At 70.7% G+C, this 26120-nt stretch carries 27 protein-coding genes; 12 read left to right on the top strand and 15 right to left on the bottom strand.

Annotation, left to right across the window (positions count from 1 at the left end):
- Positions 1 to 148 precede the first annotated feature (148 nt).
- Positions 149 to 925, top strand: coding sequence for a fused MFS/spermidine synthase (locus K8638_RS36510; protein ID WP_223759343.1), 777 nt, complete (start codon positions 149 to 151; stop codon positions 923 to 925).
- A 61-nt stretch (positions 926 to 986) separates the two neighbouring features.
- Here K8638_RS36510 and fusA read toward each other — a convergent pair whose 3' ends face one another.
- From fusA to K8638_RS36495, 3 genes are all read right to left on the bottom strand, one after another.
- Positions 987 to 3089 (bottom strand): elongation factor G, encoded by a 2103-nt coding sequence (gene fusA, locus K8638_RS36505; RefSeq protein ID WP_223759342.1) that lies wholly within the window; start codon positions 3087 to 3089, stop codon positions 987 to 989.
- Between the two features lie 420 nt (positions 3090 to 3509).
- Positions 3510 to 4706 (bottom strand): cyclic nucleotide-binding domain-containing protein, encoded by a 1197-nt coding sequence (locus tag K8638_RS36500; protein ID WP_223759341.1) that lies wholly within the window; start codon positions 4704 to 4706, stop codon positions 3510 to 3512.
- Positions 4707 to 4888: 182 nt separating this feature from the next.
- The gene (locus tag K8638_RS36495; RefSeq protein ID WP_223759340.1) at positions 4889 to 5365 is read right to left on the bottom strand and encodes an FKBP-type peptidyl-prolyl cis-trans isomerase; all 477 of its coding nucleotides are present in this window, start codon (positions 5363 to 5365) and stop codon (positions 4889 to 4891) included.
- 160 nt (positions 5366 to 5525) lie between these two features.
- Here K8638_RS36495 and K8638_RS36490 point away from each other — a divergent pair, with 160 nt between their 5' ends.
- The 6 genes from K8638_RS36490 to K8638_RS45420 all read left to right on the top strand — a co-directional run bounded on the left by K8638_RS36490 (position 5526) and on the right by K8638_RS45420 (position 9951).
- Positions 5526 to 6719 (top strand): metallophosphoesterase, encoded by a 1194-nt coding sequence (locus K8638_RS36490; protein WP_223759339.1) that lies wholly within the window; start codon positions 5526 to 5528, stop codon positions 6717 to 6719.
- A 127-nt stretch (positions 6720 to 6846) separates the two neighbouring features.
- Positions 6847 to 7392 carry an RNA polymerase sigma factor gene (locus K8638_RS36485; protein WP_223759338.1) on the top strand — a complete coding sequence of 182 codons (546 nt, stop codon included), beginning with the start codon at positions 6847 to 6849 and terminating at the stop codon, positions 7390 to 7392.
- On the top strand, positions 7389 to 8054 hold the full coding sequence (locus K8638_RS36480) for a DUF1109 domain-containing protein (protein ID WP_223759337.1): 666 nt from the start codon (positions 7389 to 7391) through the stop codon (positions 8052 to 8054). The genes K8638_RS36485 and K8638_RS36480 overlap by 4 nt, the downstream gene beginning before the upstream one ends.
- Positions 8051 to 8386 (top strand): Carotenogenesis protein CarS, encoded by a 336-nt coding sequence (locus K8638_RS36475; RefSeq protein ID WP_223759336.1) that lies wholly within the window; start codon positions 8051 to 8053, stop codon positions 8384 to 8386. The genes K8638_RS36480 and K8638_RS36475 overlap by 4 nt, the downstream gene beginning before the upstream one ends.
- Before the next feature lie 93 nt (positions 8387 to 8479).
- On the top strand, positions 8480 to 8902 hold the full coding sequence (locus tag K8638_RS36470; RefSeq protein ID WP_223759335.1) for a hypothetical protein: 423 nt from the start codon (positions 8480 to 8482) through the stop codon (positions 8900 to 8902).
- 461 nt (positions 8903 to 9363) lie between these two features.
- Positions 9364 to 9951: a HEAT repeat domain-containing protein gene (locus tag K8638_RS45420; RefSeq protein ID WP_223759334.1), complete on the top strand. Its 588-nt coding sequence runs from the start codon at positions 9364 to 9366 to the stop codon at positions 9949 to 9951.
- A gap of 77 nt (positions 9952 to 10028) precedes the next feature.
- Here the strand turns inward: K8638_RS45420 and K8638_RS36460 are convergent, their stop codons facing one another.
- Positions 10029 to 11753 carry a lamin tail domain-containing protein gene (locus tag K8638_RS36460; protein WP_223759333.1) on the bottom strand — a complete coding sequence of 575 codons (1725 nt, stop codon included), beginning with the start codon at positions 11751 to 11753 and terminating at the stop codon, positions 10029 to 10031.
- A 416-nt stretch (positions 11754 to 12169) separates the two neighbouring features.
- Between K8638_RS36460 and K8638_RS36455 the strand changes: the two genes are divergently transcribed.
- Genes K8638_RS36455 through K8638_RS36445 form a run of 3 tightly spaced genes read left to right on the top strand, consistent with a single transcriptional unit; the run spans position 12170 to position 14267 of the window.
- Positions 12170 to 12754 carry an RNA ligase family protein gene (locus K8638_RS36455; RefSeq protein ID WP_370644213.1) on the top strand — a complete coding sequence of 195 codons (585 nt, stop codon included), beginning with the start codon at positions 12170 to 12172 and terminating at the stop codon, positions 12752 to 12754.
- A gap of 11 nt (positions 12755 to 12765) precedes the next feature.
- Positions 12766 to 13470, top strand: a complete 705-nt coding sequence (locus tag K8638_RS36450) for a hypothetical protein (RefSeq protein WP_223759331.1) — start codon at positions 12766 to 12768, stop codon at positions 13468 to 13470.
- Entirely contained in the window at positions 13467 to 14267 is an 801-nt protein-coding gene (locus K8638_RS36445; protein WP_223759330.1) for a nucleotidyl transferase AbiEii/AbiGii toxin family protein, read from the top strand. The genes K8638_RS36450 and K8638_RS36445 overlap by 4 nt, the downstream gene beginning before the upstream one ends.
- A 10-nt stretch (positions 14268 to 14277) precedes the next feature.
- Here the strand turns inward: K8638_RS36445 and K8638_RS36440 are convergent, their stop codons facing one another.
- From K8638_RS36440 to K8638_RS36420, 5 genes are all read right to left on the bottom strand, one after another.
- Entirely contained in the window at positions 14278 to 15348 is a 1071-nt protein-coding gene (locus K8638_RS36440; RefSeq protein ID WP_223759329.1) for a hypothetical protein, read from the bottom strand.
- A 125-nt stretch (positions 15349 to 15473) separates the two neighbouring features.
- The gene (locus tag K8638_RS36435; RefSeq protein ID WP_223759328.1) at positions 15474 to 15746 is read right to left on the bottom strand and encodes a hypothetical protein; all 273 of its coding nucleotides are present in this window, start codon (positions 15744 to 15746) and stop codon (positions 15474 to 15476) included.
- A gap of 171 nt (positions 15747 to 15917) precedes the next feature.
- Positions 15918 to 16427 carry a hypothetical protein gene (locus K8638_RS36430; protein WP_223759327.1) on the bottom strand — a complete coding sequence of 170 codons (510 nt, stop codon included), beginning with the start codon at positions 16425 to 16427 and terminating at the stop codon, positions 15918 to 15920.
- 56 nt (positions 16428 to 16483) lie between these two features.
- Positions 16484 to 17521, bottom strand: a complete 1038-nt coding sequence (locus K8638_RS36425; protein WP_223759326.1) for a hypothetical protein — start codon at positions 17519 to 17521, stop codon at positions 16484 to 16486.
- A gap of 62 nt (positions 17522 to 17583) precedes the next feature.
- On the bottom strand, positions 17584 to 18702 hold the full coding sequence (locus K8638_RS36420) for an AI-2E family transporter (protein ID WP_223759325.1): 1119 nt from the start codon (positions 18700 to 18702) through the stop codon (positions 17584 to 17586).
- A gap of 101 nt (positions 18703 to 18803) precedes the next feature.
- Between K8638_RS36420 and K8638_RS36415 the strand changes: the two genes are divergently transcribed.
- Complete coding sequence (locus K8638_RS36415) at positions 18804 to 19295, top strand: hypothetical protein (protein ID WP_223759324.1); 492 nt, start codon at positions 18804 to 18806, stop codon at positions 19293 to 19295.
- 29 nt (positions 19296 to 19324) lie between these two features.
- On the opposite strand, the gene K8638_RS36410 is transcribed toward K8638_RS36415, so the two are convergent.
- From K8638_RS36410 to K8638_RS36400, 3 genes are all read right to left on the bottom strand, one after another.
- A complete protein-coding gene (locus K8638_RS36410; protein WP_046713536.1) occupies positions 19325 to 19441 on the bottom strand; it encodes a hypothetical protein in 117 nt (38 codons plus the stop codon).
- A 45-nt stretch (positions 19442 to 19486) separates the two neighbouring features.
- Positions 19487 to 20824 (bottom strand): P1 family peptidase, encoded by a 1338-nt coding sequence (locus tag K8638_RS36405; RefSeq protein ID WP_223759323.1) that lies wholly within the window; start codon positions 20822 to 20824, stop codon positions 19487 to 19489.
- A gap of 151 nt (positions 20825 to 20975) precedes the next feature.
- Positions 20976 to 21563, bottom strand: coding sequence for a hypothetical protein (locus tag K8638_RS36400; protein WP_223759322.1), 588 nt, complete (start codon positions 21561 to 21563; stop codon positions 20976 to 20978).
- A gap of 135 nt (positions 21564 to 21698) precedes the next feature.
- Here K8638_RS36400 and K8638_RS36395 point away from each other — a divergent pair, with 135 nt between their 5' ends.
- Complete coding sequence (locus tag K8638_RS36395) at positions 21699 to 22712, top strand: AraC family transcriptional regulator (RefSeq protein ID WP_223759321.1); 1014 nt, start codon at positions 21699 to 21701, stop codon at positions 22710 to 22712.
- Positions 22713 to 22766: 54 nt separating this feature from the next.
- Here the strand turns inward: K8638_RS36395 and K8638_RS36390 are convergent, their stop codons facing one another.
- The 3 genes from K8638_RS36390 to K8638_RS36380 are packed head-to-tail and all read right to left on the bottom strand — an operon-like array spanning position 22767 to position 26106.
- Positions 22767 to 24974, bottom strand: a complete 2208-nt coding sequence (locus K8638_RS36390) for an ATP-grasp domain-containing protein (RefSeq protein WP_223759320.1) — start codon at positions 24972 to 24974, stop codon at positions 22767 to 22769.
- A complete protein-coding gene (locus tag K8638_RS36385) occupies positions 24959 to 25600 on the bottom strand; it encodes an RDD family protein (RefSeq protein WP_223759319.1) in 642 nt (213 codons plus the stop codon). The genes K8638_RS36390 and K8638_RS36385 overlap by 16 nt, the downstream gene beginning before the upstream one ends.
- Entirely contained in the window at positions 25597 to 26106 is a 510-nt protein-coding gene (locus K8638_RS36380; RefSeq protein WP_223759318.1) for a hypothetical protein, read from the bottom strand. Before K8638_RS36380 ends, K8638_RS36385 begins: the two co-directional genes overlap by 4 nt.
- Between the last annotated feature and the right edge of the window lie 14 nt (positions 26107 to 26120).

Here is a 26120-nt window from a genome sequence, read left to right as displayed (position 1 = left end):
GATCCAAAGTCCCGTGAAATCAGCATCTTGACAGCGGATTTAGCCGGGCAGCAGTTGCCACCGAGGAGAGCGCTCGGCGCCTCGCCTGCCCTCCTGGTTCCCCGAGGGCCCTGGGGGGCGGATACGCTGCGGAGATGGGAAGGAGCGGGTGAGCCGCCGCGTCATCGTCACCGAGGACCCTCAGGGCCTGCGCACCCTGCGCTTCGAGGAGGGCGGCGCGCGGCAGAGCGTGGTGTGGCCCGGTGAGCCGCTGCGGCTGGAGGCGGACTACACGCGGGTGTCCATGGTGGGGCTGGCCTTCGTGCCTCGCCCCTCGCGCATCCTCGTCGTGGGCCTGGGCGGTGGCGCCATCCCCATGTTCCTCCGTGCCGTGCTTCCCGAGGCGCACCTCGACGTGGTGGACGTGGAGCCGGACGTGGTGCTGGCGGCGAAGCTCTTCTGCGGCGTCGAGGAGGACGACGCCCTCCGCGTGTTTGTCGCCGACGGCCGGAGCTTCATCGAGTCCTCCGGCCCGCCCTACTCGCTCATCTTCCTGGATGCCTACGGTCCTGACAGCATCCCCGCGCACCTGGCGACGCGGGAGTTCCTCGGGGCGGTGCGGGCGCGGCTGGCGCCGGGAGGCGCCGTGGTGGGCAACGTGTGGGAGTCGGAGTCCAACCCGCTGTTCCCCTCCATGCTGCGCACGTGGCAGGTGAGCTTCCGCCAGCTCCACCGGTTCGACGTGGCGGACACCTCCAACCGAATCCTCGTGGGATTGGCGGACGCGGAGCCTCACTCACGCGAGTCACTGATGGCCAGCGCCGAGACGGTGCGGCGGGAGCGGGGGCTCCCGTTCGACCTGGGCGAGCTGGTGGCGCGGGAATACCGGCCCGTGCCACGGAGGCTGAAGCACGGGCATGTGCTGACGGACGCGGAGCTTCGCTGACGGGCGGTGTCAGCGCGGGCCCCGGAGCCATCCTCCGCCCCGGGGCCCTCACCTCACGACGTCACACCCGCGCTTCGGCCTGGGCCGCGTGGAGCGACTCCGGCACCGGCTCGTATGAGCCCAGGCGCATGCTGGCCTGGGCCCGTCCCTGCGTGCGGCCGCGCAGGCTCGTCACGTAGCCGAAGAGGCTGGCCATGGGCACCCGCGCGGAGACAATCCGCACCGGGCCACGCGCCTCCATCCCCTGTACCCGGCCGCGCCGCGCGGCCAGGTCCCCGAGCACGTCGCCCAGGTACTCCTCGGGCGTGGTGACCTCCACCTCCATCACCGGCTCCAGCGCCAGCACGCCCGCGCTCCGCGCCGCTTCCTGGAGCGCCAGCGAGCCCGCCATGGAGAACGCCTGCGGCGTGGAGTCCTTCACGTGCGTGCTCCCATCCACCAGCCGCACCTCCACGTCCACCAGCGGGATACCGTCCCGCACGCCGCGCTCCATGGCGCCGGCCACGCCCTTTTCGATGGCGGGGACCAGCTCCCTGGGAATGCTGCCGCCCCGGGTGTCGTCCACGAAGACGAGCCCCGTCCCTCGCGGCGCCGGCCCCACGGCCAGCACCACGTGCGCGTACTGTCCGGGCCCGCCCGTCTGGCGGACGTGGCGGTACTCCTGGCGCACCTTGCGCCGGAGCGTGTCGCGGTACGCCACCTTCGGCTGTCCCACGCGCGCCTCCACGCCGTACTCCGTCAGCAACCGGTCCACGACCACCTCCAGGTGCAGCTCACCCATGCCGGACAGCAGCACCTGGCCGCTCTCCGGATCCACGCCCACCCGCAGCGACGGGTCCTCCGCCGCCAGCCGGTGCAGGCCGTCCTCCAGCTTCGTCAGCTCCGCGGGCGAGCGCGCCTCCACGGCGAGCTGAACCACGGGCTCCATGACTCCGAGCGACTCCAGCACCACCGGGGCCGCCGGGGCGCACAGCGTGTCGCCCGTGCGCACCCCCTTCAGGCCGAGCGCCGCGCAGATGTCCCCCGCGCCCACCTCCGCCACCTCCTCGCGGCGGTTGGCGTGCATGAACATCAGGCGCCCCACCCGCTCGCGCTTCCCGGTGACGGGATTGAGCAGGACGGTGCCCGCGCGCAGCGTGCCCGAGTAGACCCGCAGGAACACGATGCTCCCCACCGCCTTGTCGCTCATGAGCTTGAAGGCCAGGGCGCATGGCGGCCCCGCGTCCGACGCCGGACGCGACACACGCTCGTCCCTGCCCGGCACACAGCCCTCGACGGCGGGCAGGTCCGACGGCGCGGGCAGGTAGTTGATGATGGCGTCCAGCAACATCTGCACTCCCTTCTTCTTGAAGGCCGACCCGCACAGCACCGGCACCAGCTTCCGCGTGAGCGTGCCCGCGCGCAGCGCGCGCTCCAGGTCCTCCGCGGTGATGTCGTCCAGCCGCCCTTCCACGAACTTCTCCAGCACCGTGGCGTCCACGTCCGCGCACGCCTCGATGAGGCGCTGGCGGAACACCTCCGCCTGCTCACGCAGCGCGGCCGTCAGGGGCTCCTCCCGGTACTGGCCCTCCTCTCCCTCGAAGAGAACGGTCCGCATGCGCACCAGGTCCACGAGGCCGCGGAAGTCCGAGCCCTCGCCCAGCGGCAGTTGCACCGCCACGGGACGCGCGCCGAGCCGCTCCTCGATGGACGCCACGCTCATGTCGAAGTCCGCGCCCACCTTGTCCATCTTGTTGAGGAAGGCGATGCGCGGCACGCCGTACCGGTCCGCCTGACGCCACACCGCCTCCGACTGGGGCTCCACGCCCTGGCTGGCGTCGAACACCGCCACCGCGCCGTCCAGCACGCGCAGCGAGCGCTCCACCTCGATGGTGAAGTCCACGTGTCCCGGCGTGTCCAGGATGTTGATGCGGTGGGGCGTGCCCGCCGCGCTTCCCTGCGTGGGCGTCCAGAACGCGGTGGTGGCCGCGGAGGTGATGGTGATGCCGCGCTTCTTCTCCTGCGGCATCCAGTCCATCTCCGTGGAGCCGGTGTGCACCTCTCCCGTGGCGTGGATGCGGCCGGTGAAGAAGAGGACGCGCTCGGTGAGCGTCGTCTTGCCCGCGTCGATGTGGGCCATGATGCCGATGTTGCGGTACCGCTCGATGCGCGTGCTGCGAGACATGGAAGACTCCCGTTCCCGCCGGGCAGCGAGGCCCGCGGGTGGAAAGGGCAAACTGGTTGGGTGGACGAAGGGCGCGCCTCAGGGACACGCACGCGAGACACGCCGGAGGGGCACGACAGGCCCGCTCAGGGACGCGTGAGGACACACGAGGGCACCACGAGAGCCATGGCGGAGCCGGGACTCACGGCACGCGGGAACCAGCCAACCCGCGAACCGGAGGACACCGGTCCGCCAGCTCAAATGTCGAGCAGAACCTCGTGACGGGGGGCGAGGCACACGTCCGCCGCCGGCGCGGCGAAGCGCGCACTCAGCAGGGCGATGTTGGAAACGGGCCTCATGATGCGGATGAGGTAAAGCACCCGCCTCGAGTTGTCAACCCGGGCACCTGTCAGCGCCTGGATGCCCGGCACCTCGAACAGCTCACGCGCTCAACGCACGCACGCGCGCGGCGAGGTTCTGCGTGAAGAGCCGGAAGATGCGCAGCGCGGCGGCCTCATGCGTGTCCAGGTAGTGCTGGAAGCCGGCGCGGGTGATGCGCAGCGCCCGCACGGCCGTGCGCGCCTTCACGTGCGCGGAGACGGGCGCGTCCTGCACCAGGGAGATTTCCCCGAGGTATGCACCGGGCCCCAGCGTGTTGAGGCGCCGAGCGTCAGGCTCCGCGCCGCTGTAGACCTCCACCGTGCCCTCCAGCAGCACGAAGAGGCCCACGCCCTGCGCGCCCTTCTCCAGCAGCACGGCGCCCGCGGGGATGAGCACCTGCCGCGCCACGCGGTACAGGTCCTTCATGTCCTCCAGCGACAGCTCGCCGAAGATGGGGATGGCCTTGAGGTAGCCGTAGCCGTTGGCCTCCGGCGCCGAGGCGCTCGTGGGCAGCCGGGCGATGACCGCCTCCGCCTCCGCGTCCATGCCCATGCGGCGCAACAGGCGCGCCTTCTCCGCCGCCAGCGCCGGGTCCGCGCGCGCCGCGTCCGAGCCGCGCATCGTGTCCGCCAGCAGCGCCAGCGCGCGCCGCGTGAAGCCCTCGCCGTCCAGCAGCTTGCACATGCGCAGCACGGACTCCAGGTGCCGCGGGTCGCCCACGGGCACGCTGCCCAGGGCCTCCACCTCCGCGTGCGACTGGCCCAGCTCGCGGTAGAGCATCGCCGCCTCATAGGGGCGGCCCAGCCGGACCAGGCACTGCGCCATCGACTCGCGCGAGCCCAGGCCCCGGTACGCCTCCAGTGCCCGCTCCAGCGCGCCCCCGCGCTCGAAGGCCGCGGCCGCCCGCTCCACCTGTCCGGCGCGCAGGTACGCCTCCGCCGCGTCCACGTACTGCCCACCCTGGACGTACAGCTCGGCCACCAGCGCCTCCGCGCCGCAGCCGTCCAGCAGCCGCGCCGCGCCGGAGAAGTCACGCGCCAGCCGCATGACCTCCGCCAGCCGCTGGCGCTCCTGCACCGGAGCCTGCGCTGCTTCCTTCTGGAGCCGCTCGCGCTGCGCCGAGCCCAGCTCCTCGTAGAGCTGCGCCGCCCGGTCCGGCTCCGCGAGCATCATCAGCGCCTGCAGCGCCTGGAACGCGCCTTCCCCCACCGGGTGTGCGCCGCCATCCTTGAGCATCTCCGACTCGGACCGTGCCATCTCTCGTCCCCCCGATTCCGGGTTGGTTGGACCACCGCTGCGGAACCGGGAGGTGCCCGGCCCCGACGCCCCGGAAGACAGGGCACCGCTATAACACCATGAAAGGCCGCCCGGGCTGGAGCCCGGGCGAAGGTGTCGGCGCGTGGACGCCCGCCCCCCCGATGTCGGGAGCCCCGCCGCGCTCAATCCACGGACATCAACTCCGTGTCGAAGATGAGCACCGAGTAGGGAGGGATGATGCCGGGCACACCGTCCTCGCCGTAGCCGAGCGACGCGGGGATGACGAGCCTCCGCTTGCCTCCCACCTTCATGCCGGCGATGCCCTCGTCCCACCCCTTGATGACGTCGCCCGCGCCCAGGATGAAGGCGAACGGCACGCCACCGAAGCTGGAGTCGAACACGGAGCCGTCCGGCAGGTAGCCCGTGTAGTGCACCCGCACCCGCCTGTTGGCCACGGCCTCCGCCCCTGTCCCCTCCTGCCCCTCATTCCGGTAGTAGACGCCGCCCGGAGTGACCTGCATGTCCGCCAGATTGACGTTCAGACTCTCCGCATACGTCACCTTGGAGGGGTCGCCGTTGTCCGGGTTCACCCCGGAGTCCTCACCACACCCGGCGAGCAGCGGGACGATGAGCGCACAGGACAGCAGGAAGCGGAGCATGGAGTCCTCTTGAAGGGGGCGCGCCGGAAATCGGCCTCGCGCGAGGGTGAAGCCTGCCCCGCCCCGGCACCGTGTGAAAGGGGGCGTGCGTGCGGGCCCTGCCTGCCACCCTGGAATACAGGGGCGCGGCGGACGGGCTTCCGTTATGCAGGAGCCCGCGATGCCACGCTGGGTCAGCTTCCTCCTGTTCTTCATCCCGGTGCTCCTGCTGCTCGCGGCCGGACACGTCTACCTCTACCGCCGGCTCGTCCGTGACATGACGCCGCGCCGCGGGCCCCGCCTCGCGGCCCAGGGGGTGTTCGCCGTGGGATTCGCGGGGGCGCTCGGTGCCCGCGCCTTCGGCGCCGTGCTTCCCTCGGAGGCGTCGCGCATCGTGGGCCTCGTCTTCCTCGCGTGGATGGGGCTCGTCCTCTACCTGCTCGCCTTCACCCTCGCGGCGGACCTGCTGCGCAACGTGTCGCGGTGGCGTGCCAGCCGCCGGGCCTCCACCGCCGCCGGGCCCTCGGCGCCCGAGTCGCCGGAGCGCCGCGAGTTCCTCGGCCGGGGGCTGGCCCTGGGCGCCGGCCTCGCGGGTGCGTCGGTCAGCTCCTACGGCGGCTGGCGCGCCTTCCACCCGCCCGACGTGCGCGACGTCCCCGTGCGCCTGCCCGGGCTGCCCCGGGCCCTGGAGGGCTTCACGCTGGTGCACCTCACGGACATCCACATCGGCGGGGTGCTGCAACGCCGCTTCGTGGACGAGCTGGTGTCGCGCACCAACGCCCTGAAGCCCGACCTCATCGCCATCACCGGGGACCTGGTGGACGGCTCCGTGGAGGGACTGGGGCCCTTCGTCTCCGGCTTCGGCAACCTGCGCGCCCGGCATGGCACCTTCTTCGTCACCGGCAACCACGACTACTACTCGGACGCGGACGCGTGGGTCTCCTTCCTGGAGCGCCTGGGCATCCACGTCCTGCGCAACCGCTCGGTGTCCATTGGCGACAGCGGGGCGTCGTTCGACCTGGCGGGCGTGGACGACTGGAGCGCGCACCGGCTGGGCGAGCCCGGCTATGACCTGGACGCGGCGCTGCGCGACGTGCGGCCCGACCGCGCCTCGGTGCTGCTGGCGCACCAGCCCTCCAACTTCGACGAGGTGGCCCGGCGCGGCGTGGGGCTCCAGGTCTCCGGCCACACGCATGGCGGGCAGATGTTTCCCGGCACGATTCTCGGAGACGTCATCTGGGGCGACCGCAACGCGGGGCTGAGCCAGATGGACCGCTCGCTGCTCTACGTCAGCCGGGGCTGCGGGTTCGTGGGCCCGCCCATGCGCGTGGGCGCGCCGCCGGAAATCGCCCGGCTCGTACTGCTGCCCGGTTGACGGCCCTCCATCCCGGTGAGGCAGCGCCCGCTGGTTTCCCCTATGTTTCCAGCAACTTGCCGCCGCGAGCCGGCCTGCCCGGGCATCTGGAAACATTTTCGGAGCCGGGCCGTACGGGAGACGGGTGATGGGGAGTCCGACGGACGAAGAGCTCATGGAACGGTTTCGCGACGGAGCACACGACGCCTTCGAGGCCTTGTTCGCCCGCCACTCCGGGCGGGTGCAGGGCTTCCTGACGCGCATGGTGCGCAGTGGCCCGCTCGCGGAGGACCTCTTGCAGTCCACCTTCCTGTCCGTCATCCGGGCCCGGGGCCGGTACGAGCCGGGCACCCGCTTCCTGCCGTGGCTGATGACCATCGCCGCCAACGCCGCGCGGGACGCGCTGCGGCACCAGCACCACGTGGAGGCGTACGCCTCCCGGGAGGACACCTCCGCGCCCGCGTCGGTCCAGCCACCGGCCGGTGACCCGAGCCTGCGCAGGCACCTGCTGGATGCGCTGCAACAGCTCCCCCCGGACCAGCGGGAGGCGGTGGTCCTCAGCAAGGTGGAGGGCTGGTCCTTCGAGGAGATCGCCGCGCTGCGGGGCATCAGCGCGGGCGCGGCCCGGCTCCGCGCGCACCGGGGCTACGAGCGGCTGCGCGAGCTGCTGGCCCCGCTGGAGGCGGCACGATGAGCCCGCCCGTGGACCTCGACGAGCTCCTCTCGCGGGAGCCCCCGCGTGACAGCGCCGCGGCCGAGCGCGTGCTCGCGGCGGCCCGTGGAGAGCTGGCGCTGCGCCGTCCGGTGCGGCGCTGGCGCACGCAGGCGGTGTGGCTGATGGCGGCCTCGGGAGGCCTGGCGCTCACGGTGGCCCTGGTGATGCTGGCCGTGGGGGCCACCACCGGCGCCACGCTGCTGGGCCGCGCGCACCTGCTCGTGCTGCTGCTGGGCACGAGCGCGACCTGTGCCTGGGGCGCGCTCTCTCCCCGGGGCCGCGGGCTGCGGCGCCTCGGCGTGGTGCTGGCGATGACCTGCGCGGCGGTGCTGGTGCTCGCGCGGGGCACGCCGCACGGCACGCCCACCCTACCCGCCTGGGTGTGCACGGCCAGCCACCTCGCGGTGGGTGTGGTGCCGCTGGTGGTGGCGCTGCTCGCGCTGCGGAGCGCCGTCTTCGAGCCGCTGCGCGCCCTGGTGGCGGGGCTGGCGGTGGGGACGACGGGAGCCTTCCTGGGCGAGCTCGCGTGCGAGCGGGACTGGCGGCACGTCGCCGGCTACCACCTGCTGGCGTGGGGAATCGTCACCGTCGCGTCGCTGGTCATCTCCAAGTCGCTCAAACCCCGTTCCTACGCGCCATGATCCAGGACCCCTCTCTCATCGTGTGCAGTGACGTGGACGGCGCGCCGGTGCGCATCGGCGAGTCCGTGAAGGTCGTCAGCAGCTCCGAGGACGGCACCATCAGCCAGCGCTTCCTCGGACGCACGGGCGTGGTGGTGGCGCTGGTGTTCGACGACCCGGCCACCCAGTACCCGGCGGACCCGCTCATCCAGGTCCACGTGGAGGGGCTCGGCGAGGACCTCTTCTTCCCCGAGGAGCTGGAGCTGGCGCCCGAGTGGGCTCGCGGCCGCATCGCCCAGCACCGGCAGGCGGTGCGCGACGTGGCCCGCGGACTGGCGGACCGGCTGTCGTGACGCGAGTCGCTCGCGCGCGGTGACGGCCCCTCTCCTCACGGCACGGATTCACAAGCGGGCGCTCCTCCCGTCCCAGAGTGACGGGAGGCCGCCATGGACCAGCCGGGAGAATGGATTGTCGGCAACCACCAGCTCCGCTTCGAGCCACCGGACATCCTGTGGACCACGGTGCGCGGGTGGATCACCGCGGAGGACGCCCCGAAGTGGGTGGACATCATCCGCGAGGTCTCCGCGGCGGGGCCCGTGTACTGCGTGGTGCTGATGACGCCCATGCCGGACTTCCCCTACCCCCGGCTCTCGCAGGAGGCCCGCCAGTACCTTGCCCGGAACAGCAACTCGGACTGGCTCAAGGGGATGGTCTTCGTCGGTGGTGGCCTCCTCCAGCGAATCACCGCCAAGGGGCTCACCGTGGCCATGCTGCTGTCCGGCAGGAAGCGCTTCGACGTGGAGTTCGTCGACAACCTGGAGCAGGCCCAGCGCTGGCTCGATCGGCACCGCGCCTTCACGCCGCACTGATTCGCGACGCGGTAGAGAATTGCGCGAGGGTGGCGCGGCCGCCGAGTCCCGCATGCTCATGAGGTACAGCTGCTCCGCCGTCCACATCCCCATTCCCCTCCCGCCCCTGGGACGAGGCTCCGCTGAAAGGAGCGCTCCGCCCGCGACATGGTGTCTACCGCAGGGGGCTGACATGGCTGGTAGGCAGAGGCCTGCGGGCGGTGAGGACCGGGCAGGTCACGCGGAACGGACGCTCCATTCCAGTCATGGGCGGCCCGGAGGCTGGCCTCGCGCGCTGAGGGGCTCGTGAAACGGACGCTCCATTCCGCGCAGGGGCGGCCCGGAGGGCCGACCTGGCGAGAAGGCTCGCGGACGAGCAGAACGCGGATGCGTGGATTCGAAACCATGCGCACCTGCACCTCTCCGGCCATGTGCACGAAGCGGACTCCGAGCAGGCACGCTCGGGGGCCGGAGGACTCTTCGTGCGTGTCGTCGCGGGCGCGGCGCATGGAGACCCGGCGCCCGCGGGCGTCCCGGCGGGTCACGGATACAACCTGGCGGCCGTGTACCTCGCGGAGGGTGGGCAGCGCGTCCTGCGGGGATGGCCAAGGCGCTGGTCGGACAAGAAGAAGACGTTCGTCGCTGACCAGGACAACGTGCCTGGCCACCACCCCTACAGCGAGCACCTGCTGCGGCTGACCCTACCCTTTCGGGGAATCGAGCAACTTCTCGAGAGCGTGCACTCCGCCGAGCGGGTGCGGGGGCTGATGGAGGCCGCGCTCGACAAGAATCCTCGCTACCTGGACCGGCTGCTGGGGCTCCTACGCACCGACAGCCACATCGAGGTCCGCGCACATGCGGCGCTGGCCATCGACGAGCTCCGCGACATCCGGGCGAAGGACGGCCTCCTCGCCGCGCTCGAAGACCCTGCCTGGAACGTACGCTCCCAAGCGGGCTGGGGGCTGGTGCACCTCGGCCACGCCGTGCGTGACGACGTCCTCCGGATCGCGCAGACCTCCGACAACGCCGACGCGGTCCAGATGGCCCGGCTCGTCCTCGCCCGGATATGAGCTATTGCCGCGTGGCCGCCATCTCCCGAGGGAGTGACGGCCGCGCGGAGCCGGGGGCGATGGGCTCGAGGCGCCTGTCAGAACTCCGTGCCGTTGGCGCGCGTGCCCGGCGAGGCGCTGCGCGTGGAGAGGCTGGTGTGGAGCACGAAGCTCCCCGTGGCGCTGCCGTCCGGGTTGCGGTTCATGGACACGCCGTCCTGCCCCGCGAGCGCCGCGGCATAGGTGTACGCATCCACCACCGCGCCGCCCGCCTTCTGGAGCGTCACGGTGTCACCACCGTTGTTGAGGCTCAGACCGCCCGTGGTGGCTGCCACCGCGTTGCCCAGCCCGTTCGGAATGGCGGTGGCCTTGCCGAACACCGCGAGGGCCTTGCCCGCGCCCAGGCTGGTGCCACTGGCGAAGGTGTGCCGTAGGCCCGTCGCGTCCCACAACGTCCACCCGCTGAGGTCCACCGCGGAGCCGCCCGTGTTGATGAGCTCGATGAACTCCGTCGCGGCGTCGGAACCAATCTCGTTGGCGAGAATCTCGTGCAGGACCACGTTGCCCGCCGTGTTGGTGGAGGTGATGGTGAACGCCCCGTCGCTGCTGTCCGAGATGGACGCATTGGCCACGTCGCTCACCCGGACGCGCGCCTGGGAGGTGGCGCTGTCCGGCACCGTCCACGTGTAGCTGCCCGCCGAGCCCTGCGCGTTGGCGATGAGCGTCCAGGAGCCGCCGTCATCCAGCGAGTACTCGAGCGCCACGGTCGACACCTGGTTCGCGGTCCAGGTGATGGTCCGCGAGCCGCCGCCCGCCCAGCTCTCGCCACCGTTGGGCGAGGTCACCGTCAGCGACGCGCCCGTGTTGCCCCAGGAGTAGCGCGTGAGGACGGGGAGATGGTCCGTGGTGGTGGTGTCGTAGCTGGAGATGTACGCGTCCACCCGGTACACCTCGGCGGAGCCCGGGACGTAGAGGGCCTGCACCTCGTTGGTCGCCAGGTGGTGGTCGATGACCTGCTTGTAGCCGATGACGGAGGTGAGCCCCGCCGCCGAGAGCGGCTGCGTCGTGAAGGTGTAGTCGTTCGCATCCGCCACGAAGTTCTCGTACGGCGACGCGAGGCCGGAGGTGATGGAGGTGTCCACGTCGTCATTGAAGTCACCGATGACCAGCACCTTGGCGGACGGCCAGGTGCTGTCCAGGTAGGACTTGAGGGCCTGGGAGGCATCCACGCGACGCTGCCAGCTGTCCACGTCGCTCATCGCCTTGGCGTGCAGGACGATGACCACGAGGTCCTCGGTGTGCCCGTTGAGACTCACCCGCATCTGGACCTCGAGCGGAGGCCGGCCGGCGAAGAGCGTGGCATCGGCGGTGAGGACGACGCGCGCGCTCAGCACCGAGGCCACGCCCGTCTTGTAGACGAGGGCCACCTTCTGCTCGCCCGCGGTGTAGTAGGTGCTGCCGTTCTGCACGCTCGGGTCGCTGCCGAGGAGGCCCGCGTAACCGGGGAGCTGCGAGATAAGCGTGTTGAACTGGGCGGCGCTGACAATCTCCTCCACGCCCCAGAGGTCCAGGTCCGCGCCCTGGATGACGTCACGCGCGTTCTGGAGCTGGAGCGTGTCGTTCGAGGGGCCCTGGGAGGCGGCGCCGAAGTACTCGAGGTTCCACGCGCCGACATCCAGCGTCGTTGCGAAGCCCCGGGACGGAATGGTGACGGCGTCCTCGCGCTCACCGAGCGCGGGCTCGGAGACGAAGGCGGAAGGCTCGCCACCGCAGGCGGCGGTGAGGAGTGACAGCGACAGCAGCAGGCTACGCAACCGTGACATGAATGTGTCCTCGCTGAGGGGAGATGCATCGACGGCGCAGTCCTGTTTCACTGGACCGTCGTGCCGCCAGGACTCTTGCAGGTATTCGGAGTTCACTACTTCACGAGAATGAAACGCCCGTGAGTGCACACCACCGCATGGTTTCAACGGACTCACGGGTGGGCGGCGACCGCAGTCTCAGCCCTCAGAGCTTCTGGTCATCCCTGGAGTGAGCGCCCGTCCCGGGGGCCCGGCATCGGTGCTACCTTCGCGCGGTGCAACCCCGCCCCGAACCGGATTTCCGTCCGCTGGGCCGAAAAGCCTACGGCTCCATTCCCCACCTTCCGGGTTCGCGCACCGGGCCGGCGGATCGCCACCTGTCCCCCGCCCTGGCGCGAGTCTGCACGGAGCGGACCCGCGACGCGAGAGACCACGTCGTGGTGCTGGAGAAGCTCGACGGCTCGTGTGTGGCCGCGGCGCGCGTGGGGGACTCGGTGCTGGCCCTGGGCCGGGAGGGGCGGCTGGCCGCGCAGTCCCCCAATGACTCACGCCGGCTCTGGGCGGCCTGGGTTGCCGGGAACGTGGAGCGCTTCCTCGCCGTACTCCAGCCGGGAGAGCGGCTCGTCGGTGAGTGGCTCGCCCTGGCGCATGGCACCCGGTACGTGCTGCCGCATGAGCCCTTCGTCGCCTTCGACCTGATGCGCGACGGTGAGCGGCTCCCGTGGCACGCCGTCACCGAGCGCGTCGGGGCCGGTGGCTTCGTGACACCCGGGCGGATTCACGAGGGAGGGCCGCTGGGAATCGAGGCGGCCATGGAACGTCTCCAGTCGGGCGGCTTCCATGGGGCGGTGGACCCGGTGGAGGGGGCCGTCTGGCGGCTGGAGCGGCGGGAGGACGCGGGTGTCAGGGTGGAGTTGCTCGCCAAGTATGTACGGCCGGACAAGGTGGATGGCAGCCTCCTACCGGAGAACACGGGACGGGCCGCCGTGTGGAACTGGCGCCCCGAGGCGCCGCAGCCGTAGGGAGTGCAGCCGTGACACGCGCGTTCTTCGTCACCGGGAATCAATACAAGGCCGACGAGGTGCTGGCGGACCGCGTGCGGGCACAGGGCCAGGGTGGCGCGTTCGAGGCACACATCACCGTGTCCGCGCGCTCGGAGGAGGACCTGCGGCGCTTCCGCGCGTTCTGCGACGCGGCGGCGGTGAAGTGCATCTTCATCGAGCTGGGCCGGGGCGAGGAGCCCTTCCAGCCCATGACGGCCTCGTACCACCACGGCACGCTCCGCCAGGCGCGCGAGGAGGTGCAGGCCATGGCCCGTACCCTGGCGGCCGAGGGCTTCGACGTGACGCGCATGAAGCTGGAGGCCCTGGGGAAGAACCGGGACATTCCCGAGGACGACGCGGCGGCGCGGGCCCAGCCGGCGAACTACTTCGAGTTCCATGTGAAGGTGCTGCTGCCCGCGGGCGTGTCTGACGTGGAGGGGCTGCGGAGCCGGTGCGAGAAACATGGAGCGCACCTGTCTCGCAACGCGCGGAAGGTGCGGGAGGACGGTGCCTCCGAGCGGTTCGTCACGCTGCGGGTGTACGGCCTGGGCCGTGCGAACGCGGAGGCGCGCTTCACGGCGCTGCTGGAGGACCTGGCGGGGACGGGGCTGACGCTGACGCATCGGCTGCGGGAGTGGACGGTGTACGACTCCAACCACGGGCTGGACCGGGGTTGGCTGGGGGATTCGAAGTGAGCGCGCATGAGTTGCCACTCCGCGCCGGGGCGGCGGTGCTGCGCCGCCTCGCGCGGTCGTCGGAGGTGGAGGCGCTCGTCCTTCGGGGCGGGCTGATGATGCGGCGGTGGAGCGGCCCGGTGCCCCGGCCGGTGGAGGACCTGGACTTCCTCGCGAGGTTCCCGTTCGACGCGGCGGACACCGTGAGGCGGCTGGAGTCCGTGCTCCGTGTCGAGGTGGAGGACGGGTTCTCCTTTGGCGCGCTGAGGTCCGAGGTCATCTGGGCGGAGACGGCGTTCCCGGGCGTGCGGGTCTTCGTGGAGACACGGCTGCCCGGGGTGGAGGGCACATTCGAGCTGCGCATCGACACGGGCTTCGGCGACCCGATGGAGCCGGGGCCGGCGTGGACGGAGTACGGCGTCGGCGAGGGCGGTGTGGCGCGGGTGCTGGCGTGCCGTCCGGAGACACTGCTGGGCTGGAAGGTGCACGGCCTGTTCGAGCGCGGGAAGGGCCGCTTCCGTCCCAAGGACTTGTTCGACGTGTATCTGCTCACCCGGTACGCACCGCTGGACGCGGCATTGCTGCCCCGGGCGCTGCGGCTGGCATTCGACTCGCGCGGTGATTCGCTGGAGTTGATGACGCGGCTGATGGAGGGTGAGTTCGGCCGGAGTCCGTGGAGCAACGAGAAGTGGGCTCGCTACCGGGCCAGCCATCCCGAGGGCCGGCCCGAGGCACTGGCCGACGTGGTGAGCGCGGTTGCCGCCGCGCTTCGGCCGGTCTGGGAACTGGCGCGAGAGCAGCCCACGCCAGGCCTGTAGGCATCCCGTGTCAGGGCGTGTTCGGGTCCCCGCCAATGCCCTTGTAGGGATTGAACGTGTACGTCGTCGAGAACTGCGCGGACGGGCTGAAGTAGTACGCCACGAGCTTCGCCGGGTCCTTGGCGAGCTCGCCGCGCAGGATGGACCCGTCGTTCTGGTCATCCCAGCCCCACGGCGCATTCGCCGAGTTCGTGGAGCACTGCCCCGCCACGAGACCACAGCCCCCACTCGTGTCCCCCCGGAACGTGCCGTCGGACGCGAAGAGCTCGCCGAGGCTCCGGCGCGGCCACAACCCTTCAGAACCGTAGATGTCGAGCAGCTTGTAGCGCACGTCGGAATCCGTGGCCGACGAGGGCTCCTCGGCCAGGGTCAGCGAGGGGAAATACTTCACTCCGTCACCAACGATGTCATACGCCGGCCACGCCTTGAGCCCGTGCCCCTTGGCCTCCTGTGCCGTGATGGGGTGAAGCACTCCCTCGAAGCTCGCATACGACAGCTTGCCGTCGATGTTCTCCGCGCCCGCAACGAGCGGACTGCCATCCGGAACGAACGAGAAGAAGTCCTTGTGCGCGACCGTCACCGCGCCGTCGAGCGCGCCGTACTCGCTGCCGTCGCGCCTCACGATGAGCAGCACCCCTTCGGCGTCGTTCTCGTGCTCCGAGTCGAAGATGTTGTCCGCCCAGTCGCGCGGGTGGAAGAACGTGTAGATGAGGTACCAGTGCGTGCTCGTCTCCACCAGCGAGTGGTACGCATGCGCGGTCAGCACCCTCGACGCGGTGTTGTCCCAGTTGTTCGTCCCGCTCCAGTCCCCATCGAAGTCGACCCGGGAGATGTAGTCCGCACGGCCCGAGAGCGAATGCGTGCCCGTCACGTCCACGTCCTGATAGTGGATGGGCGCCCAGCGCTTCGCGAGCGCCGCCCGGAACGCGGTCGACTCGGGGCCTCCCGCGAGCGCCCAGCTGGAATCACCGAAGGGGTCATCTTCCAGCGACTCCGGCCCGCAGGCGGAGAGCAACAGCACGACAACCGGGACGATGGCGCGCGCCAGGGCGCCATGAGGATGACGGCGAACGGAAAGCATGGGGTCCTCCCTTTCGGGTGGACCCCTACACGATTTTCCAGGTGAAACGGTATATCCGGCTTCTACTATTTACCGGCTTTTCACCCTGAACGGCCTCGCGCGGCTCGGGGGCGCGCGCTTCCGGCCTACCGGCAGGCGGACTCGTCGGGGTGCCTCCCCCGGATCTGCGTCAGGCCGTCGGTGCAATAGGCGGTGCACAGCCTGGCGCTGTCGTCGGTCTGCCAGCAGGTCCCGTCGGCGCCGTACGCTGCATCGACGGTGGCCCTGATCTCAGGCATCGTCGCGTTGACGCAGGCCACGTACTTCTTGCACTCGGCGCTCTGCTCCGGCCCATCGTCACCGCCACACGCCAGAGTGCCCAACAACGCGACCGCAATAATGCTCAGCGACTTTCTCAAGGTTCCTCCAGTACCCAACAGGGGTACTGTCGTCTAATCGACCCCCTGGGGCGAACTCAACCCTCCTGCGCCTCTTGGGGCGGTCCCCCGCCTCGGGCGCCCACGGCTCGTCGATGAGGGATGCAGAACCTTTTCGCGGTGCTCGGGCTGGCCCTGCACCGGGCCCGCGTCTCAGCGGGTGGCGCGCCGCTGGGCAGCCTCCACCGCCCTGCTGATCGCGGCGGAGTCCGGCAGGATGCGCCGCGCCTGGTCGGCCACCTCCAGCGCGGCATCCAGCTTGTCCTGCTCACCGAGCGCGTGGATCCACCCCGCCCACGCCTCCTCCAGCAGCGAGAGCGCCGCGCTGGCCGCGGAGGAGAACGCGCCTTCCGCCTCGACGGGCGCATGCCGGACAGTGGCGAGGAAGCGGCCCAGCTCGATGAGCGGCTCCGGGGCTCCGGCGGACACATCCACCGCGGTGCGCAGCGCGCGCTCGGCCTCCGCGAGCCGGGCCTCGGGCTCGGCCACGGCCTCCCGGCCGAGCAACACCGTCCGGCTCATGGCCAGCAGGTTCGGAACGAAGGCGGGGCAGGCTTCCGCCACCTCCCGGTAGGCGTCGAGCCGGCGGGAGTCCTCCACCGGCTCCGCGTTCGCCGCCTTCCACTTCCTCCGCAGTTCCTGGGGACTCGGGTGCGTGCTCATGAACCACACCCTACGCCCGTGAAGGCCCGCCGTCGCGAAGCCTCCGGACGCCGTGCTCAGTACGACGCGGTGATGCCCCAGTGCAGGCTGGAGTAGGTCTCCTCCGCCACGCCCCCGGCCTCCCAGCCCGTCCGGGTGCCGGCGCCGGAGAAGGTGTCCTGGTAGCGCGACAGGCGGAAGCGCAAGGAGTAGCCGAACGGCCCCCACACCTCGCCCGCCACGCCCAGCTCCGCCTCCCAGCCAAAGCTGGACACCGACGTGCCGTAGTCGCTGACCTCCAGGTCCAGCGCCCCACCCTCGTCGTCGAAGCCCTTCCCCGGCTCCGGGCGGATGAACACCTGCCCCGCGCCCTCCAGCCGCACCGCGCGCACCAGCGGCACGGACACCTCCAGGCCCACCGCGGGGAACATGCGGTGCGTGCCCGTGAGCGGGCTCTGCGCGGACTCGTCCACGTCGAAGGACCGGGTGAGCAGGCCCGCGCGAAGCCCCGCGTAGCCCAGCAACTGCCGCGACTCGCCCCGGCCGAAGAAGTAGCGGTACAGCGCCTGCGCCGTGAGCACCGAGTCCGTCGCCACCACCTCGCGCGTCACGGACTGCCCGGCCTCCCCCACCAGCGTCACGTCCGTGGACGAGTACCCGCGCCGGTATCCCAGCACCAGGCCCAGCCCCCGCACCGCGGACGTCCTGCGCGCCAGCGGCAGCAGCTCCAGCTCCGCGGACACGCCCAGGTACGGCACCGACGAGGAGTAGTCCACCGTGTCCCCGAGCTGCTCATCCTCCGGCTTCCGGTCGAACTCGCCGCAGGACTTCACCCCGGGACGCGCGCAGTACCGCCGCCACGTCGTCGTGCCACCCAGGAACAGCCGCGCCAGCGGCGGGCGCGACGGCTCGTCACCCACCGTGCCCCCGGAGCCCGTGTCCAGCTCCACCTCCAGGAGTGGCTCCGTCGTGGTGTGCGACTCGGGGTCCTCCTGCATCGGCGCCGGACCGTCCTCCGGCCGCTTCACGACCGCCGCGGACGCCGGGAAAGCCAGCACCACCGCCAGGGCAACCAACATGCCCCAGCGGGCCACCGTGTGTCGGGTGTTCATCATTCAGCGGGGAGGTTCACCCACCCCGCTGGCGATGTCCAGGCTCGCGGCCGGAAGCCCGGCCCTCAGGCATTCAGCGGCGCCGGAGCCCCCATGGACGCCGCGCCTACCGGCACGGGGGCCTCGGTGGCCGCCAGGTGCTCCGCGCGGCCGATGCCCAGGAAGTCACGCCGGTAGATGCGCACCATGGCCATGAAGATGGAGGCGATGAGCGGGCCCACCAGCAGCCCCATCATCCCGAACACCGCCAGCCCGCCGAACATGGACAGGAAGACGAGCAGCGGATGCAACGCCATGCGCGCCCCGCACAGCTTCGGCCGGATGAAGTTGTCGATGCTGCCCACCAGGAAGGCCCCCCACGACAGCAGGAACACGCCCTCCGTCACCTTGTTCGCGGCGATGAGCACCACGCCGATGGGCCCCCACACCATGGCCGTGCCGCCCACCGGCACCAGCGCCACCAGCACCATGGCCGCGCCCCACACCCCCGCATGCGGCACCCCGGCGATGAGCAGCCCCGCGAAGCCCACCGCGCCCTGGATGAGCGCCGTGACGGTGTTGCCATAGACAATCGCATACGCGACGTCGGTGAACTCGCGCGCGAAGGCCTCGAAGTAGCGCTTGTCCAGGGGGATGAGCTGCATCACCTCGGACACCAGCCGCCGGCCGTCCAGGAAGAAGTAGTACATGGCCACGATCATCAGGAACATGTTGATGACCAGCTCGGCGCCCGCGCTCACCACGTCCTTGAGCAGCGCCGCCCCGCCCGTCACCGCGGTCATCAGCGCGCGCTCCGTCTCCGCGCTCTCCGGCTCCAACCGGATGTAGCGGCTCACGCCCCGAGGCAGGCTGGAGGCGAACTGGTGACGCAGGTCCACCTGCTCCAGCAGGTCCTGCGCCTGCCCCACGAACTGGAGCAGCTCGCGCGCCACCATCCACCCCACCAGCGCCAGCGGCGCCAGGATGAGCAGGAACACGGTGAGGGTGGACAGCCCGGCGGCGAGGGACTTGCGGCCCCGCAGCTTCTGGCACAGGTAGTCCTGCACCGGCAGGAACAACACCACCAGGAAGCCGCCGAGCAACACCGGCATCAGGAACGGCAGCAGAATCCTGGAGAACAGAATCAACGCCAGGGCGAAGAGCCCCGCGAAAACGAAATTCGACCACCGCCGTGAATCACCCACAGCCCCACCCCACGCCGCCCCACGAGCCCACCGACCACCCCCAACCTAGGAACCGCCCTTCCCTCCGGGAAGTCCGGGTTCAACCACGCAGAGGAGCAACCATGACTTCTGGACGTTTCTCCCCCCTGGGCGCCGCGCTGCTCACGGGAGTGTTCACCCTCACCGCCCTGACGGCGTGTGGGGACGGCGCCGCCCCGTGCACGGACTGCCCGGCGCTGGAGGGCCGCTACCGGATGGACTTCGGGGATGCGGGCGTGCCGAGCGAGTGCTCCCAGCTCGGCGTGGACCTGCCCCGGGGCGAGCCGCTGGACATCACCCGCACGGAGGCCACCCTCACCGGCACGCTGGAGTCCGTGCCCCTGCGAGGCACCGTCTCCGCCCAGGGCACCTTCAGTCTGTCGGGCAATGCCGCCGGCACCCCGGATGGGGGCGTCACGCAGACGCTGAGCCTGGCGGGCCGCTTCCTGCCCCCCGTCGCGGATGGTGGGACGGCGCTGCTGACGGGGACCTACACCGGAAACTTCACGCGCGCCGGGCCGAACGGGCCCCAGCGCTGCAACGTCGTGAACCCGTTCTCGGCGACCCGGGAGTAGTCCTTCGGGCCGCTCGAGGGCGGGGATTGCTACTTCTTCTTCTCGGCGGCCGCCTTGGCCTCGGCCTTGTTCTTCTTCGCGCGCTTCTTCCACGCCTGCTTGATCTTCATCTGCACGCGGCGGTGCTTGCTCTTGCTGCGGGCCATCGTTGACTCCTGTGCTCCCGTGTAGGGAGACGTGAAAAGACGAGCTTAACTATCAGAACCCGCCGGGCTCCCGGAAGAGGATCCCTCCGGAGAGTCGTCCGGGGCAGGCCGGGTGGGATACGGAATGCCCTCGGCCCCCCGGACCTCGGTCGGTCGGGCGGCGGACACCGTCACCTCCCCCTCCCGGTCCTCGTCGCTGGGCCGCTCGCGGGAGGCGGGGGCGCTGGTCTGCTGGGGACGCTTCTTCACCGAGGCGAAGATGGGCTTGTAGGCGTCCAGGAAGCGGCGGACCTCGTCCAGGGGCAGTGCCGGGCAGTGGTTTCCGTTCACCCCCGTCATGGACGTGGCCATGCACATGGCGTTGAGGATGGCCTCCTCGGTGGCCTCCATCACCGCCTCGTAGAGGGGGTCCAGCCGCTGATCCAGGAGGATCTTCAGCTTGTAGACCATCTTCTGCGTGCGCCGGGGAATGATGTTCGCGGTGGAGAAGCCGACCACGATTTCGCCCGAGCCGTGCGCCGCGTAGCTGCCCACCCGGCCGATGCCCAGCGCCACGCGCTTGCACAGGCGGTTGATCTGATGGCTCAGGAGCGGCGCGTCCGTGGCCACCACGGCGATGATGGAGCCGTACGTCTGGCCGCGCTTGGGCGTGCCCTTGAACTTCTCCGCCAGCACCTCGCCCACCGGCAGGCCGCCCACCCGCAGGTTGTGCATCTTCCCGAAGTTGGACATCACCAGCACGCCCAGCGTGTAGCCGCCCAGCACCTCCGGCAGCTTGCGGGAGGACGTGCCGATGCCGCCCTTGAAGTCGCACGTCACCATGCCGGTGCCGCCGCCCACGTTCCCCTCGGCCACCGGGCCGCTGGTGGCGTTGCGGATGGCCTCCTGGACATGCTCCTCGCGCACATGCCGGCCGGAGATGTCGTTGAGCCACGAGTCGTCGCACTCCCCCACCACGGGGATGATGACGTCGTGCTCGTCGCCAATGCCGGGGTAGCGCTCCACCAGGTGGCGGGCCACGCCGTCCGACACCGCGCCCACCGCCATGGTGTTGGTGAGGAGGATGGGCGTCTCGATGAGCCCCCACTCCATGAGCTGCGTCATGCCGGAGACCTCGCCCGCGCCGTTGAGCACGAAGCCGCCGCCGTTCATGCGCTCCATGAAGATGTTGCCGTTGTTGGGGAGGATGGCCGTCACGCCGGTGCGTACCGGGCCATGGCCGGGCCGCAGCGGGCCTTCGCCCTGGATGATGGTGCTATGGCCGACGAGAACCCCTTCCACGTCGGTGATGGCGTTGAACTTCCCGGGCTTGAAGCGCCCCAGCGGCAGGCCCAGGTCGCGAGCGCGCATCCGGGGCCCGGTGTACTCGGGGATTTGCACCATAGGTGGCCGACACTAACCGACCAACCCCCACCGTCAACCACTCCGCGCACGCCGTGGCGGCGAGCCTGCGCCCCGCCGGCCCATTTGATGGGACGGCGCCCCATCCCGGCCGCCAGGAGGGCAGGCACGGAGCGGGACGCGGTGCTGTCCGTCAGCGGAAGCGGTAGCCCAGGTGCACGGCGGGGAAGACGGTCACCGGGTTCGAGTCGAACGTCGCGTCCCCCAGCGTCACGTCGCGCACGTTGAAGCCACGGCTGACGCCAATCCACGGAGTGACGTAGAGGTTGGCCGGCAGCAGGAACCGGTACCCCGCGTGGACGCCGGTGCTGAGCTGGGTCTGCTGGGAGGCGAGCGATGTCCCCTCCCGCCGCACCAGGATGCGCACCAGCCCGGCGTCCACGCCGACGAAGGCTCCCCGCTGCTCGGCGAAGGGGAAGTAGTGCAGCTTGAGCCCGAAGCCATTCATCGAGGCGTCGAAGCCGTCATTGCCATGCACGAAGTCGGGCACATCGATGGCGAAGGCCCCCACGTCCAGGCGCAGGTTGCGGTAGCCCAGCCCCACGTGGACCGAGTAGCCCCCGAAGACATACGCCGTGGGGTCCACCTCGGCGTCCGCGTGGAACGCCTCGGACACGGGCTGGAGGTTCGCGACGGGGGCCTGCTCCGCCAGGGCGGAGGACGCAGTCAGCAGAAGCGAGAGGAAGGCGGGAACGGCGGCGAGGCGGGAAGGCCTGTTCATGGGTTCGTGTCTCCTTGCGCGACCCAATCTGTCCGCCCCGCCGCCCGGCGGCGATGACGCGAGACGCCGCATCGACTGACCTGGGGCGACAGCGGGAGGTGCCCTCTTCCAGCGCCGGGACGTAGATTCACCCACATGGTGCAGATCGAGGTGTCCGCCCGTATCGGGGCGATGATCGTCCACGCCGCGGCGTCCAGGGGCGTCGACCCACGCGTCCTCCAACGCGCGACGGGCTTCGACGCGGCGAGCGCGGAGGACCCGGACGCGCGCATCCCGCTCTCGCTCGAAGGAGCGCTCTGGGACGAGGCCGCGCGGCTGAGCGGCGACGACGCCTTCGGGCTGCACGCCGCGGAGCTGCTGAAGCCCGGTGCCTTCGACGTGCTCGACTATGCCGTGCGGACGGCGCCGACCCTGCGCCAGGCACTCGAGAGGCTGGCGCGCTACAACCGCCTGGAGCACGACGCCGCGGTCTTCACGCTGCACGACCAGGGCGACCGGACGCGGGTGGAGCACACCCTCCGTGGCGGCGTCGGCCAGAGCCGTCACGCGGCGGAGTTCACCCTCGCGTCGCACGTCATCATCGGCTCACAAATCACCGGCACGCGGCTGGCGCCATCCGCCGTGGAGTTCCGGCACGCGAGGCCCGCCTCCCTCACGGAGCACCTGCGCCTGTTCGGCGTCGAGCCACGCTTCTCCACCGCCGTGAACGCGATCGAGTGGGACCGGATGATGCTCGAGCGGCCCGTGCTCGCGGCGGACCCCGCGCTCTCCCGTATCGTCGAGCGTCAGGCCCAGGCCCTGCTCGCCGCGCGTCCAGAGCCCGTGGCGTCCCATGCGGAGCGCGTGCGCCAGCTCCTGACCACGGCGCTCGCCCAGGGAGGCGGAGAGGCGACGCTCAAGAGCATGGCGGCGCGCCTGAAGATGAGCGAGCGGAGCCTGCAGCGGCGGCTCACCCAGGAAGGTGTGACTTTCGACGAGTTGCTGGACAGGCTGCGCCACGAGCTCTCGCTGCGCTACCTCGCCGACCCGAAGATCGCCATCTCGGAGGTGGCGTACCTGCTCGGCTACTCGGAGCCGAGCCCCTTCCACCGGGCCTTCCGCCGCTGGACGGGAGCGACCCCGAGCGACGTACGCCGCGGCGTGCACTGACGCCGCGGCGCGCCGGACGCATGGGGTTCGAACCGCCCGGACATGCTCCCCGGGTCAGGCCTTCGCTTCCATGCGCGGAGGCGCCTCGCCATGCGAGCCCGAGCCATTGCCGGCGCTGCTGGCCCCCGGAGCCGCGGGAGCCGTGGCCGTCGCGGCGACCGGGGCACCGTGCTCGTCCAGGCTTCCGCCCTTGCGCAGCACCGCCGAGGCATGCTCGCTGGCCGCGCGCCGCGCCTCGCGCTCCTTGTAGCGGCGGATGGCGGGGGCCATGATTTCGCCGATGAGCGTCCGGTAGTCCATGCCCGCGCCCTGCGCGATGAGGACCAGGTCGCTCCAGCCCGGCGTCAGGCCCGGCAGCGGGTTGCACTCGATGAAGTAGATGCGGCCCTTGTCGTCCATGCGGAAGTCGATGCGCGCCACGTCGCGGCACCCCAGCGCCATGAACGAGTTGCGCGCCGCCGTCCGCAGCCGCTCCAGCAGCGCGGGCTCCAGCTTCGCCGGCGCGTCGTAGCGGATGCGGTCCGTCCAGTCGAGCTTGTGCTGGAAGCTGTAGACGGGGTTCTTCTCCTCCTTGTCGAGGAAGACGATCTCCATCGGCGGCAGCACGCGCGGGCGGCGCTCGCCCAGCAGGCCCACGGTGAACTCACGCCCGCCGATGTACTCCTCGATGAGCGCGGGCTGCTGGTACTTGCTCGCGATTTCGCGCACCACCTCGCGCAGCTCCGCCTCGCTGTGGCAGACGCTCTTGGTGACGACGCCCTTGGAGCTGCCCTCCGCCACCGGCTTCACGATGAGCGGGAAGCTGGTGAACTCCTTGTTGAGGCGCTCCTTGCCCGTGGCCATGAGCTGGAAGTTGGGCGTGAGGATGCCGGCCTGCCGGACAATCTTCTTCGCCAGCGCCTTGTCCAACGCAATCGACAGCGTCGCCGGGTCGGAGCCCGTGTACGGGATGTCCAGCAGCTCCAGCATGGCCGGCACCTGGCTCTCGCGGTTGCGGCCCTTGAAGCCCTCGGCGATGTTGAAGACGATGTCCAGCGGCGTGCTGGCCAGCACGGTGGGCAGCTCCGCCGTGGCCTCCAGGTCGATGACCTCGTGGCCCCAGGACGCAATGGCCTCGCGGATGGCCTGCAGCGTGTTGGGCGAGTCGTACTCGGCCTCGCTGTCCTCCACCGCCTCGGCGTTGGCCATGGGCTTCACGCGCTTGACGTTGTAGGTGAAGCCCACGCGCAGCGGGCCCGTCTTGCGCGTCGGCTTGCCCTGGCGCTTGCCGTCCTTGATTTTGTAGCGCTTCGCCGCGCTCTGGATGATGGAGTTGATGACGCCGTCGAAGTGCAGTCCGTCCAGCTCCGCGGAGGCGTAGATGCCCGCGCCCGGCTCCAGGCTGGGCAGCGCGTTGATTTCGAGGAAGTACGGCACGCCCGCGTCACTGAGCCGGAAGTCGATGCGGCCCAAGTCACGGCAGTCGAGCGCCTGGAAGGCCTTCTGCGCCATCTTCCGGACGTCCTCCGCCACGCGGGCGGAGACCTGCGCCGGAGCGCGCACGCTGACGGCGTTCTCCTTCTTCGTCTTCAGCTCGTAGTCGTAGATGGCGTACTTGCGCCCCGACGTGACGGCCGGGTCCACCACGTACTCCACCGGCGTGAGCACGCCGTCGTAGTCATTGTCCACCGCGGCCAGGAAGGGCACCGTCAGGTCCCTTCCGGTGATGAACTCCTCCACCAGCACGCCGGCGGGGTACTTCTCCAGCGCGGCGGCCACCTTGACGCGCACCTCGTCCAGCGTCTCCGCGATGGAGTCCTGGGTGATGCCCTTGGAGGAGCCCTCGAAGTTGGGCTTCACGATGACGGGGAAGCGCAGGTTCTCCGCGGTCAGCTCGCTGAGCTTCTCCACGTACTGCCAGCCCGGGGTGCGGATGCCCTGCTTGGAGAGCACCAGCTTGGTGAGCTGCTTGTCCAGCGTCACCGCCAGCGCGTACGCGTCCGAGCCCGTGTACGGGAAGCCCAGCTCGTCGAAGAGGGCCGGGTAGAAGGCCTCGCGGAAGCGGCCGCGGCGCCCCTCGGCGGTGTTGAAGATGAGGTCCGGGCTGTACGCCTCCAGCCGCGCCACGGTGCGCGAGGCGGGACCGCTCACCTCGAAGCGCTCCAAACGGTGCCCGAGCCGTTCGATCGCCGCGGCCAGTGCGTTGACCGTCTCCTGGGTGTCGAACTCCGCTTCTTCTTCCGAATCGGACAGCCTGAGGTTGTGGGTCAGCGCGATGCGCACGGTTGCCCCTTTCTCTTCTTGAGCGAGCGACCGCGGCGCACCTTCGCCGCGGACATGATTCTTCCCGGTGCCCGCTGATGCGCCACCGGCGTGCGGGCTGCAACGGTTGCGCCCGCGACAACCTTCCCGTCGACCACCTGCGTCTGGGCCCAGGTGTCACCAAGCCGCCAGCCGAGCGGATCCCTCACCACGCGCCACGCCTCCACCCCGCCGATGACGAACAGCCCCGCCACGAAGGCCACGTTCCCCAGCGGCGCCGGCATCATTCCCAAGAGGACGACGAGGGCGAGCGGCGCATTGCGCAGGGTGCTGTCCCGGTGGCGCGCGGCGGAGCGCGTGGGCAGGTGCATCACCTTCACGCCGAAGATGCGCTTGCCCACGCTCTGGCCCTGGAGCATCCCGTCCGCCAGCAGCAGGAAGAGCAGCGCCACCACCATGCCGGCCGCGCCGCAGACGACGTAGAGGCCCCAGGCCACCGCCACGTCCACCACGCGGGCGCCCATGCGCAGCCAGAGCGACGCCTTCGGGTACGGAGAGCCGGGCTCCGAGTCATCCGCCACCAGCCGCAACACCCGGCTGCCGCCGCGGCTGTCCGTCATGAAGACACGTTCGCGGTCAGTGCTCACTCCTCGGGCTCCAATGTGAGGCCCTCCTCGGGCGGCTCCGGCTCGTCGAGTCCCGCCAGCCGGGCCAGGCGCTCGTGGGCACTCAGCGGGTGCATTTGCGGTACGGACCAGGCGGCATGCTCTTGCACCTTGCCGGCGGCCAGCGCCGCGGTGGGGCTGCCCGTGTCCGACAAACGCAGGAGCCGCTCGCGCGCGGCGTCCTCGTCATGCTCGGCCGGGGCACCCTCGCGGGTGAAGAAGACGAAGGCCATGGCCGGGCGCTTGGACGCCTCGCGCATGGCGAACTGCACGCCGTCCAGGTTCCAGCCCTTCGCGGTCCACTCGTTGAGGGTCCGCTCCAGGGTGCCCTCGTCCACCGTGGAGAGCTCCACCACTTTGTACTGCAACGGTCCGGGGGTACGGACCACCGCGGAGCGCCCGCTTCCGGGGCGCTGGCCAGCCCGGCGCCGGCGTTGGGGCGGGGGCTTCTCGGACTTGCGGGCGGGCCGCTTCTTCTTGGTGGGCATCGTGCGTGGTTCAT

Source organism: Myxococcus sp. RHSTA-1-4, from assembly GCF_020037125.1.
In the GTDB taxonomy this organism is placed as follows: domain Bacteria; phylum Myxococcota; class Myxococcia; order Myxococcales; family Myxococcaceae; genus Myxococcus.
Note: the sequence above shows the minus strand (reverse complement) of the source record. Positions and strands in the feature narration are given on the sequence as shown.